The 12,361-nt window shown below is 76.0% G+C and carries 11 protein-coding genes and 1 tRNA gene; 7 read left to right on the top strand and 5 right to left on the bottom strand.

Features of this window, described 5'->3' with window-relative positions:
* Positions 1 to 60: 60 nt before the first annotated feature.
* From BMY88_RS18645 to BMY88_RS18625, 5 genes are all read left to right on the top strand, one after another.
* Positions 61 to 486, top strand: coding sequence for a DUF3052 domain-containing protein (locus tag BMY88_RS18645; protein WP_091947082.1), 426 nt, complete (start codon positions 61 to 63; stop codon positions 484 to 486).
* Positions 487 to 534: 48 nt separating this feature from the next.
* Positions 535 to 993, top strand: coding sequence for a peroxiredoxin (locus BMY88_RS18640; protein ID WP_091947077.1), 459 nt, complete (start codon positions 535 to 537; stop codon positions 991 to 993).
* A gap of 36 nt (positions 994 to 1,029) precedes the next feature.
* Entirely contained in the window at positions 1,030 to 2,109 is a 1,080-nt protein-coding gene (locus BMY88_RS18635) for a glycosyltransferase family 2 protein (protein ID WP_139220516.1), read from the top strand.
* A gap of 67 nt (positions 2,110 to 2,176) precedes the next feature.
* Positions 2,177 to 2,248, top strand: a tRNA-Val gene (locus BMY88_RS18630).
* A gap of 69 nt (positions 2,249 to 2,317) precedes the next feature.
* Positions 2,318 to 3,148: an acyl-CoA thioesterase gene (locus BMY88_RS18625; protein ID WP_211435712.1), complete on the top strand. Its 831-nt coding sequence runs from the start codon at positions 2,318 to 2,320 to the stop codon at positions 3,146 to 3,148.
* Between the two features lie 31 nt (positions 3,149 to 3,179).
* Here BMY88_RS18625 and BMY88_RS18620 read toward each other — a convergent pair whose 3' ends face one another.
* Positions 3,180 to 3,983, bottom strand: coding sequence for an esterase/lipase family protein (locus tag BMY88_RS18620; protein WP_211435711.1), 804 nt, complete (start codon positions 3,981 to 3,983; stop codon positions 3,180 to 3,182).
* A gap of 182 nt (positions 3,984 to 4,165) precedes the next feature.
* On the opposite strand from BMY88_RS18620, the gene BMY88_RS18615 reads away from it, so the two are divergent.
* Positions 4,166 to 5,098 carry an alpha/beta fold hydrolase gene (locus BMY88_RS18615; RefSeq protein WP_244524792.1) on the top strand — a complete coding sequence of 311 codons (933 nt, stop codon included), beginning with the start codon at positions 4,166 to 4,168 and terminating at the stop codon, positions 5,096 to 5,098.
* Between the two features lie 4 nt (positions 5,099 to 5,102).
* Positions 5,103 to 6,668 carry a class I adenylate-forming enzyme family protein gene (locus tag BMY88_RS18610; RefSeq protein ID WP_091947065.1) on the top strand — a complete coding sequence of 522 codons (1,566 nt, stop codon included), beginning with the start codon at positions 5,103 to 5,105 and terminating at the stop codon, positions 6,666 to 6,668.
* 12 nt (positions 6,669 to 6,680) lie between these two features.
* Here BMY88_RS18610 and BMY88_RS18605 read toward each other — a convergent pair whose 3' ends face one another.
* The 4 genes from BMY88_RS18605 to BMY88_RS18590 all read right to left on the bottom strand — a co-directional run bounded on the left by BMY88_RS18605 (position 6,681) and on the right by BMY88_RS18590 (position 12,252).
* Complete coding sequence (locus BMY88_RS18605) at positions 6,681 to 7,679, bottom strand: NAD-dependent epimerase/dehydratase family protein (protein WP_091947062.1); 999 nt, start codon at positions 7,677 to 7,679, stop codon at positions 6,681 to 6,683.
* 41 nt (positions 7,680 to 7,720) lie between these two features.
* Positions 7,721 to 9,208 carry a WS/DGAT/MGAT family O-acyltransferase gene (locus BMY88_RS18600; RefSeq protein ID WP_244524791.1) on the bottom strand — a complete coding sequence of 496 codons (1,488 nt, stop codon included), beginning with the start codon at positions 9,206 to 9,208 and terminating at the stop codon, positions 7,721 to 7,723.
* Positions 9,209 to 9,300: 92 nt separating this feature from the next.
* Entirely contained in the window at positions 9,301 to 10,275 is a 975-nt protein-coding gene (locus BMY88_RS18595; RefSeq protein ID WP_244524790.1) for an alpha/beta fold hydrolase, read from the bottom strand.
* A 39-nt stretch (positions 10,276 to 10,314) separates the two neighbouring features.
* A complete protein-coding gene (locus BMY88_RS18590) occupies positions 10,315 to 12,252 on the bottom strand; it encodes an FUSC family protein (RefSeq protein WP_244524789.1) in 1,938 nt (645 codons plus the stop codon).
* Between the last annotated feature and the right edge of the window lie 109 nt (positions 12,253 to 12,361).

Raw genomic sequence — 12,361 nt, 5'->3', positions numbered from 1 at the left:
CGGGCGCGGGCTTCCCGGCGGCCGGACGGCCGCCACCACACCCATGGAGGAACAGCAGGGATGAGCGTCGACTCGGGCAGCGCCGGCATGGCGGCCCGGCTGGGCATCAAGCCGGGCATGGTCGTGCAGGAGCTCGGCTGGGACGAGGACGCCGACGAGGACCTGCGCGACTCCATCGTCGAGGTCTCGGGCAGCGAGATGGTCGACGAGGACACCGACGAGGTCGCCGACGTCGTCGTGCTCTGGTGGCGCGAGGACGACGGCGACCTGTTCGACGCCCTCACCGACGCGCTGACGTCGCTCGCCGACGAGGGCGTGGTCTGGCTCCTGGTGCCGAAGTCGGGCCGGCCGGGGCACGTCGAGCCCGGCGACGTCACCGAGGTGGCGCCGACGGCGGGCCTGCAGCAGACCAGCAGCATCTCCGCCGCCAAGGAGTGGTCGGGCATCCGCCTGGTCACGCCGAAAGCGGCCCGCAGCCGCCGCTGAGCGGGACCCCCCGGGGGAGTCGTCCCGGGCTAGGGCACGATCGGTGGCATGAGCCTCTCCGTCGGTGACCGCGCCCCCGAGTTCAGCCTCCCCGACCAGGACAAGCAGGTCGTGTCCCTCGCCGAGCTGCGGGGCACGCCGGCCCTGGTGGTCTTCTACCCCTTCGCCTTCTCGGGGATCTGCACCGGCGAGCTGTGCCAGCTGCGGGACGAGCTGGCCACCTACACCGACGCCGGCGTGCGGGTCGTGGCGATCAGCACCGACCCGGTGTTCAGCCTCAAGGCGTTCAAGGACCAGCAGGGGCTGCCCTTCCCGCTGCTGTCGGACTTCTGGCCGCACGGCGCCACCGCCCAGGCGTACGGGGTGTTCAACGACAAGGCCGGCATGGCGCTGCGCGGCACCTTCCTGGTCGACGCCGAGGGCGTCGTCCGCTTCGCCGAGGTGAACCAGCCCGGCGACGCGCGCCAGCAGACCGGCTGGAAGGACGCGGTCGCCGCGCTGTCCTGAGGCCGCGCGGATGGTCCTCCCGCGGGAGACTCAGGCGTGCTGAGCGGGCCTGAGCCGGTGGTCGCCGTCGTGGTGCGTACGCGGGACCGGCCGCTGATGCTGGAGAGGGCGCTGGCCGACGTCTGCGCCCAGACCTTCCCGGACTGGGAGCTCGTGGTCGTCGACGACGGTGGGGATGCCGCCGTCGTCGACGATCTCGTCGCAGCGCGACCCGGCCTGGCCGGGCGGGTCACCGTGCTGCACAACGCCGAGTCCCGGGGCATGGAGGCGGCCTCCAACCAGGGCATCGGCGCGAGCGCCTCGGAGTTCGTCGCCATCCACGACGACGACGACACGTGGCACCCGGAGTTCCTCGCGCGCACGGTCGCCCACCTGCGCGAGACCGGCGACGCGGGGGTCGCGGTACGGACGGAGATCGTCTGGGAGCGCGTCCGGGACGGCCGGCTCGAGGAGGAGTCGCGGGAGGTCTTCGCGCCCGAGGCCCGGTCCTTCAGCCTCGCCCAGCTGCTGCGCTCCAACCGGGTCGTGCCGATCTCGCTGCTGTACCGGCGCAGCGTGCACGACGAGGTCGGCCCGTTCCGGGAGGACCTGCCCGTCGTGGGCGACTGGGAGTTCAACCTCAGGCTGGCCCAGTCGCAGTGCCCGATCGGCTTCCTCGACGGCGAGGTGCTCGCCTTCTGGCACCAGCGCCCGGAGGCCGACGGCGCGCTGGTGAACAGCGTCTTCGCCCGCGCCCGGGACCACCGCGCCGCCGATCTCCGGGTGCGGGAGGAGGCGCTGCGCGCGCACGTCCGGCGGCACGGCGTCGGCGGGCTGCTCTACCTGACCGGATACCTGCGGACCGAGATCGACCACCTGCACAACCTCTTCCGGGAGTCCGCCCTCCGGCAGGAGGAACTGCTGGCCGGCCAGGTCCAGGCGCGGGAGGCGCAGGCCGAGCTCGGTCGGCGGACCGAGGACCTGGTGCGGCGCCTGGAGGAGCGGCTGGCGGGCCTGGAGGCGGCGACCTCCGACGCCAGCCTGGTCAGCCTCCTGCGGCGCCGGTACCGGCGCGGGAAGGCCCGGGTCCAGGCCGCGGCGGGCCGGCGCCGACGTCCCGGCCGCCCGGCGGGGTAGCCCGGCCCCGAGCACGGCCCGGCCCTGCGGGAAGGGCCGCGCAGGGTGCCCCTACCCTGGGCTCGCGGGGCGCGTAGCTCAGCGGGAGAGCTCTCGCCTTACAAGCGAGCGGTCGCCGGTTCGATCCCGGCCGCGCCCACCCCGGTCCCGCCCTCACCGCACGGTGTCGGCGCCGGAGAAGTTCCGACGTCGACGTGCGAGGTGTGCGGTGGATCAGACGGTGTCCGCGGTCGTGGCCGCCCTCGGCGTGGAACCGCTCGGGGGCGACCGGTTCGGCGTCTCGGGCGCCTCGCCGCTGGCCCGGGAGACCCTGTTCGGCGGCGCGCTGCTGTTCCAGGCGCTGCTGTCGGCCGACGCGACGGTGCCCGACGACTACGCCGTCCACCATCTGCACGGCGAGTTCCCGCAGCGCGGCCGCGCCGGCGAGCCGATCGTCCTGGCCGTCGACCGGGTCAAGGACGGGCGCTCCCTCATCAGCCGCCGCGTCGTCGGCCGGCAGGGCGACCGGGTCGTGGTGACCCTGGAGGCGTCGTTCCAGCGGACCCGCGAGGCGGGGGCGGAGTTCCAGCTGCCGTCGCCGCTGCGGTTCCCGGCCGCGGCGGTCGAGGCGGGGAAGCTGCGGGTGCACCGCGACGGGGGCTTCGGCATCGAGTTCGTCGACGCGACCGGCAGCGCCAACGGCACCCTCTCCACCGAGGTGCAGGCCTGGTACCGGGCAGCGGACCGGCTGCCCGGCGAGAGCGTCTGGCACGCGGGCGTGCTGACCCTCGTCTCCGACATGGCGGTGCCCACGGTCGCGATCACGGCGGCCGGCCTGTCCGCCGGCGGGCCGGACGGCGAGGGCGGCCCGGGCACGGTGGCGACGACCAGCGTCAACCACACGATGTGGTTCCACCGGCCGCTGCTGGCCGACGAGTGGTTCGTGCTGACGTCGCAGCCGCTGTCCACCGCGCACGGGCGCGGGGTGGCGCTGGGGTCGGCGTACGACGGCGAGGGCCGGCACGTGGCCTCGATCGTGCAGGAGATCTACCTGAAATGACGGGCCCGTACGCCGCAGCCGCTGCCGGTCCTCAGGCGGCGGTGGCGGAGCGGGGAGAGCCGGCGACCGGGACGTCGGGGCGGGGGAAGACCGGCCGGAGCACGCCCGGCGCCCGGAACGGCTGCCAGGTGCCCGCGGGCTGGGCGAGCCGGTCGGCCACCGCGTAGACGACGGCGGGGTGGTGGCCCAGGCCCAGGTGGCTGGCGTGGACGGCGATGTTCTCCGCCCGCGGCCCCGGCGTCTCCAGGCAGGTCTGCCAGTGGACGATGCCGTCGGAGTGCGAGTAGATCGACGTCGCCGGCACCGGGAGCGGGGTGCACTCGCTCTCCAGCGGGAACGACAGGCCGTCCACGTGCAGGTGCGCGAACCGGGCGAACACCCGCGCGGCGCGGGTCTGCGACTCGCAGGTCAGCCGGAACGGGCTGCCCATCGTGATGACCTGGCGGACCGAGTCCGGGGTCGCGCGGGCCAGCTCTCGGGCGAAGACGCCGCCCAGGCTCCAGCCGACCAGGCTCACCGGGCGCCCGTAGCGCTCGGCGAGCTCGTCCAGGCGCCGGCGCATGCCGTCCACGCAGGTGGGGGTCGGCCCGATGTTGCGGCCCAGCCGCCAGCCGTGGACGCGGTGGTCCAGGCGGCGCAGCGTCGCCCGCAGCGTGCGGGTGGAGAGGTCGTCGGCGAGCAGGCCCGGCAGCACCAGGACGGGGTGGCCGTCGCCGTGCGGCAGCGAGTGCAGGAGGGGGCGCGCGGCGACGAAGAGGCCGAAGTCGACCGCCGCCCGGCCCGGCTCGCTCAGGTAGAGCGGCAGGGCGGGACCGCCACGGGGCTGACGTGCCACGGAGTTCCTCCTCGACGACCGGCGCTGGTCACCTCACGGATACCACCGGGGCTCGCGGGCGACACCCGCCGAGACCCGGTCGTGTCCTCGGCAGCCCGGTGTGGCGCCGGACACCGACCCGTCCCGCGCGCCCCACGCGTCCCGCGCGGGCACCGGGACGGCGTCCGTGCCACGGTGGAGCCGTGGACGACACGCCTGTTCCGGGACGGTCGATGACCGTGGACCTCGACGGTCCGGTGCACTACGTGGACTTCGGCGGCGCCGACGGCGGCCCGGCCGTCGTCCTGGTGCACGGGCTGGGCGGCTCGCACCTCAACTGGGACCTGCTGGCCCCGCTGCTCACCCCGCACGCCCGCGTCCTCGCCCTGGACCTGCCCGGGTTCGGCCGCAGCGAGCCGGCCGGCCGGCGGGCGGGCGTGCCGGCCAACGTGCTGGTGCTCGACCGCTTCCTGCGCGAGGTCGTGCCGGGGCCCGTGGTCCTGGTGGGCAACTCGATGGGCGGGATGATCTCCCTGTTCGAGGCGGCGCGGTCGCCGCAGCGGGTGCGCGGCACCGTGCTGCTGGACCCGGCGGTGCCCGGCGCGCGGCGCGCCCCGGATCCCGCCGTCGCCCTGCACTTCGCCCTCTACGCCGTGCCGTTCCTCGCCGAGCGGGCGCTGTGGTTCCACCGGACGCGCAGGTCGCCGCTGCGGCGGGTGCGCGAGCTGCTCGAGCTGTGCGGCGTCGACCCGGACGCGGTGCCGGCCGAGGTCGTCGACCGGTCGGTGACGCTGCTGGAGGAGCGGCGCGACGTCGCCGGCATGGACAAGGCGTTCCTGGCCGCCGCGCGGTCGCTGCTGTGGGTGCTGGCCGATCCGCGCCGCTACCGCGAGGCCATGGCCTCGATCGCCGGACCGGTGCTGCTCCTCCACGGCGACCGCGATCGGCTCGTGCCGGTGGAGGCGTCCCGCGACATCGCCGCCCGCCATCCCGACTGGCGCTACGTGGAGCTGGCGGGCGTGGGTCACGTGCCCCAACTGCAGGTGCCCGACGTGGTGGCCGGGCACCTGCTGGACTGGCTGCGCGACTCCGGGCTCGTCTCCCCGGCCGGTCGCGGGCCGGCCGAGCGGAGCTGACCCGGTGCGCGCAGCCGTCGCGGCCGGCGGGACGTCGGTCCCGCTGCTCGAGTGCACGATCGGCGACCGGCTGCGGGAGACCGCCGCCCGCTTCCCCGACCGCCCCGCCCTCCTGTGGGCCGAGGGGGACGGCCTCGGCCGGATGACCTACGCCGAGCTGCTCGCCGAGGCGCAGCGGGTCGCGGGCTGGATCGCGCGGCGCACCGCGCCGGGGGACCGGGTGGCCATCTGGTCGCGCAACTCGGTGGAGTGGGTGCTGGCCGAGTACGGCTGCGCGCTGTCCGGAACGGTCGTCACCGCGTGGAACGGCGCCTGGACCGACCCGGAGTGCGCCCACGCCGTCGACGGGACCGACCCGCGGCTCGTCCTCGCCGGACGCGACGTCCGCGGGGTCGACCTGCTCGACCGCGCCCGCTCGCTCGGCGCACGCGGCCGGGTGCACGACCTCTCCGCGTTGCGCGCCCTGGCCGGGTCGGAGCCGCCGGCAGCCCTGCCGCCGGTGGCGCCCGACGACCTGTTCCTGCTGCAGTTCACCTCGGGGACGACGGGCCGGCCGAAGGCCGCCGCGCTGTCGCACCGGGCCGCCCTGAACGGTGCATGGATCCGGGCGCGGCTGCACGGCACCGACGAGCACGACGTGCTGCACAACCCCGTGCCGATGACCCACGTCGGCGGTGCGCTGGCGATGGTCCTGGGCGCGATGGCGGTCGGCAGCGCCTACGTGCTGATGCCCCGGTTCGACGAGGCCGAGTACCTCCGGCTGCTGCGGCTCACCGGCGCCACCCGCCTCGGAGGCGTGCCGACGATGCTCCTGCGCCTGCTGGACCACCCCGACTGGGTGCCGCCCCCGGCCGGGCAGGTGCGCTCGACCGGGCTCGGCGGCAGCTCCATCTCGCCCCGGCTGGTCGAGCGGCTGCGCGCGGAAATCCGAGCGCCGGTCTTCGCCACCTACGGCCAGTCCGAGTGCCTGATGGTGTCCAGCACCCGGCTGGACGACGACCCCGCCGTCGTGACCGACACGGTCGGGCGGGTGGTGCCGCACGTCGAGCTGAGCATCCGAGACCCGCTGTCGGGGCGGCAGCTGGCCGTCGGCGAGGCGGGCGAGATCTGCGTCCGCACGGTCTGCGCGGCCGGTGGCTACTTCGGGGCCCCGGAGGCGTCGGCCCAGGCCTTCACCCCGGACGGCTTCCTGCGCACGGGCGACCTCGGCTCGCTCGACGAGCAGGGCTTCCTCCGGGTGCAGGGCCGGGTGCGCGACGTGGTCATCCGCGGCGGGGAGAACGTCTACCCGGCGGAGGTCGAGGAGGTGCTCGGCCAGCACCCGGCCGTGGCCGCCGTCGCCGTCGTCGGCGTGCCCGACGAGCGCTGGGGTCAGCAGGTCGGCGCCGCCGTCGTCCTGCGGGAGGGCGCCGATCCGGCGCCGCGGGCGCTGGAGGCCTTCGCCGCCGAGCGGCTGGCGCACTTCAAGGTGCCCCGCGTGTGGCGCTTCGAGGCGACGCTGCCGGTGACGGCGGTCGGCAAGGTGCGCAAGGTGGAGGTCGAGGAGCTGTTCCGCGCGGGCGGCGGCTGAGCCGGGCGCGGCTCAGCGGGGACGCAGGGTGTCGCGCAGCGCCTCGAGGGCGGTGAACCGGGGCTTCCAGCCCAGCAGCTCGCGGGCCTTGGCGGTGTCCATGATCACCGGCCGGGTCGCCGCCTCCACCCACTGGGCGGCCGGCGGCAGGAACGGCAGGGCCGTGACCGCCCGCGCGGCCAGCTGCGCCGGGCCGGCCGGGAGGGAGAGCGCGAGGGCGCCGAACTCGCGGGCGACGTCGGCGGCGGTCAGCACGCCGTCCCCGGCGATGTTGTAGGCCCCGGGCGGCCCCGCGCCCACCACGCACAGCTGGAGGGCGCGGCCGACGTCGGACTCGTGCACCAGCTGCAGCGGCAGCGCGGGAACCGCCACCGGGAGCGGCACCGGCAGCCGCCGGGGGCGGCCGAACAGCGCGCGGCCCAGCGGGGCGAGCGGCCCGGGCAGCACGTCCTTGGCGCCGACGACGTCCGGCCCGACCACGACCGGTGGGCGCAGCAGGTACACCGCCATGTCCGGCGCGCCGACCGCCTGGGTGGCCAGCAACTGCTCGAGCTCGGCCTTCTCCCGGGCGTAGAACAACCGCGACGCCGGGCGCACCGGCCACTCCTCGTCGACCAGCGCCGGGGTGTCGGGGTGGAACCCGTAGGCGGCGACCGAGGAGGCGTAGACGAACCGGCGGGCGCGGGCGGCCGCGGCGGCCCGGAAGACGTTCAGCGTGCCGTCGACGTTGATCGCCCGCGTGGTCCGCCGGGAGGCGTTGCCGGTGACGAGGAAGGCGAGATGGACGACGACGTCGACGCCCGCGAAGGCCTCGGCCAGCGCGTCGGGGTCCCGGACGTCGCCGCGCCGGTACTCCATCTTCGTCCAGCCCCGCTCGGCCGGGTCGAACGGCCGGCGCGCGACGCCGACGATCCGCGCGATCCGGTCGTCGTCCTGCAGCAGCGGCACCAGCCCCGCGCCGAAGGTGCCGGTGGGGCCGGTCACGGCCACGGTCAGGTCGGTCTCGGCCACCCGCCCCCGCTACCCGGGCAGCGGTCCCTCACACCGGCGGCTCACCGGGCGGCGGCCTCCGTCGGCTCCCGGGCGGGCGGCTGCTCCCCGGCGGGCGCGTCCGCCGTCCCGGCGGCGACCTTGAGCTCGTCGATGCCGCGCCGGATGCCGGCGGAGAGGAGGTCGATGTCGGGGAAGCCGTCGAAGTCGGCGTTGATGCCGAACGTCATCGTGTTGAGGTAGCTGAAGATCCCGATCGACACCCGGGTGCCGCCGGCGATCGGCACGTAGGCGTGCGCCGACGTCATCCGCCGCCCCAGCACGTACAGCGGCACCCGCGGGCCGGGCACGTTCGTCGTGACCGCCTGGGCGTAGAACTGGCTGGCGCCCAGCGCCGCCCGCACCCCGAGCGAGAGCAGGGTGGGCGCCACGAAGTCGCCCATCGCGATGATCGAGCGGGCATCGACCAGCTGCATCATCTGCTTGTACTCGTCCATCTGGCGGCGGACCGAGTCCAGCCGGGCCACCGGGTCGGCCTCGCCGACGGGCAGGTCGACGAAGACCGCCGAGATGCGGTTGTCCAGCCGGCCGCGCTCGCTCTCCTGGCGCATCGACACCGGCACCATCGACCGCACGACCAGCCCGTCGCGCAGGGCTCCGCGGCGCTCCAGCAGGTCCCGGAAACCGGTGGCGATCGAGGCCAGGACGACGTCGTTGACCGTGCCGCCGAGCGCGGTCCGGATGGGCTTGAGCTCGTCGAACTCGGCCTCGGTCCACGCCCACCGCCGGTGCGGGCCGATCGGGCCCGACAGGGAGCGGGCGATGGGTGTTGTCAGCTGCCGGGCGACCGTCGGGAGGGCCTTGACCAGCGACCGGCCGGCGCCGGCCAGCGTGCGGGTCACGCCGGGGCCACCGGGTTCGCCCGCGGTGAGCCGGCGCAGCGGCTGGGTGAGCGCGTCCTGCACGGCGCCGGCGACGACCTCGACGCCGGACGGGGTGCGCTGCGGCGTCCAGTCGTGCGGTTCGGGATGGGTGGCGTCCGGGGTGATGTCGAACATCAGCTGCATCAGGTCCGTGCCCGCGACGCCGTCGATCATGCAGTGGTGGACCTTGGAGATGATCGCCCAGCGGCCGTTCTCCAGGCCCTCCACCAGCCACAGCTCCCACAGCGGCTTGGCCAGGTCCAGCCGCTGGCCGAGCACCCGGCCGGCCAGGTTGCGCAGCTGCTCCTCGCTGCCCGGGCCGGGCACCGCGGTGTGCCGCACGTGGTACAGGATCTGGAAGTGCGGGTCGTCGATCCACAGCGGCCGGCCCAGCTGGAAGGGCACGGGGCGCACGCGCTGGCGGTACCGCGGAACCAGCGGCATCTTGCTCAGCAGCAGCCGGATGACCTCGCCGTAGCTCGGCGCGGGCCCCTCGAACACCGCCACCGAGCCCACGTGCAGGGGGGTGTTCTCGCTCTCCGCGAAGTAGAAACCGGCGTCCGTCGGGCTCATGCGGTCCACGATCAGCTCCTCGCCGCCACCACCGTCCCCGGCGGGGCCGTCCACGCGTCCTCGGGTGTGCGGCGAAGCCAACCGCTGTTGGCGGGCCGCCGCAATGGGGACGACGAGCCGGTCCGGTCCGGCATCTGCGGTCCGCGTCACCCCGCCCGGGGCGTGCGCAGGCGGTCCTCGACCCGGTCCAGCAGGTCGGCCAGCGCCCGGTCGACGACGTCGGTGCGCGTGAGGTTGACGCTGTGCCCGGCGCCCGGCACCACGACGAGTTCGGCGTCGTGCCCGAGGAGCCCGGCCAGGCGGCGGCCGTGGTCGACGGGGGTGAGCCGGTCGTCCGTGGCCGCCACGACGGTGGTGGGCACCCGCCCGAGGACCGGCAGGGCGGCGGTCTCGTCGTGCTCGAGGAACGTCGCCCAGAAGGCCAGCGTGACGGTGTAGGGCGTCTCCTCGAGCAGGGCCTGCACCAGCCGGACGTCGGCGGGATCGGCGTCTGCGCGGCCGAACAGGTACCGGCGGGTGAACCAGCGGCCGACCGCGGTCCCGCGGCGGCGGAATCGCTCCAGCAGCGGGGCCAGCAGCTGGAGGCCGCGCAGCCAGAGGCCGAGCAGGTGCAGCCGGCGGACCGCGGTGACCCACCGGCCCAGCACCCCGGTGCCGACCAGCCCGCCGGAGGAGGTGGCCAGCAGGAACGCACCGGCCACCCGGGTGCCGAACAGCTCCGGCCGCTGCCGGGCCAGCGCCATGATGCTCATCCCGCCCATCGAGTGCCCGGCCAGCACGACCGGCCCGGCCGGGACGACGGCGTCCAGCACCTGCCCGAGGTCACGGCCGGTGCGGTCGATGGTGGCGGCGGTCAGCGGCGTCCACCCCGAGCGGCCGTGCCCGCGCTGGTCCCACAACACCAGCCGGGCGCGGGGGCGCAGCGCCGCGCGGTGGACGTCGAACTCGGCCAGCTGGGCGGTGAAGCCGTGCGCGAACACGACGGTCAACGGCGCCCGGTCGTCGCCGTCGAACTCCACGTGCAGGTCGACGCCGTCGTCGGTGCGGACGGTGCGCGACCCCGGCGGCGGGGGTCCGGGCGGGCCGGGGACGGGGGCGTCGACGCCGGGCGGCAGGGGCACGCCCCCATCCCAGGCCCACCGGCCCGCCCGGGCAAGCGGTCAGGGGGCGCTCTGCCGCCGGCCGGGGGCCGTGCCGCGCACCAGCCGCCGGGCGGCGTCGACCTCGCGGGCGACCGGGGCGAGCACCCCCACGGCGAGGATCTCGGCGTCGTCGGGGGAGCCGGTGGCGGCGACGTCGTCCTCCAGCTGCCCGATCGCCCGGCGCAGGACGGCGACCTGCGCCGGATCGGGCGCCGGCTCGCCGGTGCGGACGGCGATGACCGCCTCCGTGACCGCGTCGGAGGTCCGCTCCAGCTGCACGATCACCGGCCACCAGGCCGCGGCGCGGGTGCTGATCGGCGGGGGCTCGGCCAGCCGCCGCTGGAGCTGCGTCTGCACCTCGGTGAGGGCCCGGTAGGTGCCGCGGCGGGCCCGGCGGCGCTCGGTCGGGCCGCCCGTGAACGCGGCGCCGACGAACGCGTCCAGCGCGGTCACGACGTCGCGCAGCGCCTCGTCCAGCGGCGCCCGCCAGGTCGAGGGCCACAGCGCGTAGCCGACGACGAGCACGATCGCGCAGCCCACGAGCGTGTCGAGCATGCGGGCGAGGACCAGCTCCGGTCCGCCGTCCAGCGCCAGGTCCAGCAGCAGGATGATGACCGGCGTCTGGAACACCGAGAACAGCCCGAAATTGGCGTCGCGGGCCCACGGCAGGAGCCCGGCGGCGACGGCCAGCGCGAGCAGCACCCAGCCGTTGCGCGGCAGCAGGGCCAGCAGCAGCGACCCGATGAGGACGCCGAGCAGCGTGCCGGCCCCGCGCTGCACCGCCCGGGTGAAGACGGAACCGAAATCGGGCTTGAGCACGATCGCGACCGTGAGCAGCACCCAGTAGGGGCGGTCCAGCGGCAGCAGCTGCCGGGCGATCTCCGCGACCGTCATGCACAGCGCGAGGCGGAGGGCGAACGAGCGGGTGTCGGGGCTGGCGACCGTGCGGTCGGCGACGTCCCGCAGGCGGGTGCGCCAGTCGAGGTGGGGGAGGTCGACGGCCGCACCGGCCCGCTCCTCGGGGTCGCCGACGACGTTCCAGGCCAGCCGCAGCCCGTGCCGCACCGCGCGCCGGGTCGGGGGGCCCTCGGCCAGGGACGACGGCCGCTGCGCCGGCAGCTCGCGGGCACCGGTGACCGCGGCGGCCAGCGCGTGCACCGCGGTGACGTCGGAGGGGTCGGCCGCCACCCCGGCGCGGACGGTCGCGACCGTCGCCTCGACCAGCGGTGCCGTGGCGTTGAGCACCCCGGCCAGCTCCGACAGCTCGGCGCTGCGCCCGGCGATGGAGCTGCGGCTGCGGATGACGCGGTCGTAGGCGTCGTTGAGCGCGGTGGTCAGGCCGCGGCGCGCCTCCTCGGTGTCCTCGGTGCCCGCGGCGGCCAGCAGCTCGCCGATGCGGGTGAGGACGGCGGCGACGGCGGCGCGGTCGGGATCCCCGGGTTCGGTCGCGGCCTGCACGAGGACGGTCAGCGCCGCCCAGGCCGCGCCGGCGAAGAAGAAGGCGATCTCCGCCCCGGCCGACAGCGGCGTGACCAGACCCGACGCCAGCGCGGTGTAGACGAGCAGCTGCAGCGACCCCAGGGACAGCGCGGCGTTGACCGCGCTGATCAGGGCCGCGACCGCCGACACCAGCGCGATCACGAGGACCGGCACCCACCCGCCGCCGCTGGCGTACTGGCCGACGAGCAGCCCGACGGCGCCGAGGCCGGTCGCGGCCGCGGTGCGGCGCATCCGGTCCCGCAGCGGCCCGCCCCGCGGCGCCAGGCTGGCGGCCAGCGCGCCGGTGGTGCCGAAGACGCCGGCGCCCAGTTCGGGCCCGGGCTCGATCCCCCCGGCCACGAGCACCGCGACCGCCAGCGGCATCGGCACGGCGATCGCGAAGCGGACGACGTCGGGCCACGGCACGGGCGGGGGAGTGGTGCGGACCAGCTCCTCCAGCCAGGCCGGTGCCCGCAACGCCCGCTCCACCACGACCGGGGGCTTCCCCGCGGTCGGTGCGGGCCAACCCCTCCTGGGGGCGGGATGATCGCCGTCCTCGCGTCGGAGTCGCGGACCGCGGGGTGGA

This window comes from Trujillonella endophytica, from assembly GCF_900110555.1.
Classification (GTDB): domain Bacteria; phylum Actinomycetota; class Actinomycetes; order Mycobacteriales; family Geodermatophilaceae; genus Trujillonella; species Trujillonella endophytica.
Note: the sequence above shows the minus strand (reverse complement) of the source record. Positions and strands in the feature narration are given on the sequence as shown.

Excerpts from the sequence above, each read along its gene's own strand:
- BMY88_RS18645 (WP_091947082.1), top strand. The coding sequence starts at position 61 with ATGAGCGTCGACTCGGGCAGCGCCGGCATGGCGGCCCGGCTGGGCATC.
- BMY88_RS18640 (WP_091947077.1), top strand. The coding sequence starts at position 535 with ATGAGCCTCTCCGTCGGTGACCGCGCCCCCGAGTTCAGCCTCCCCGAC.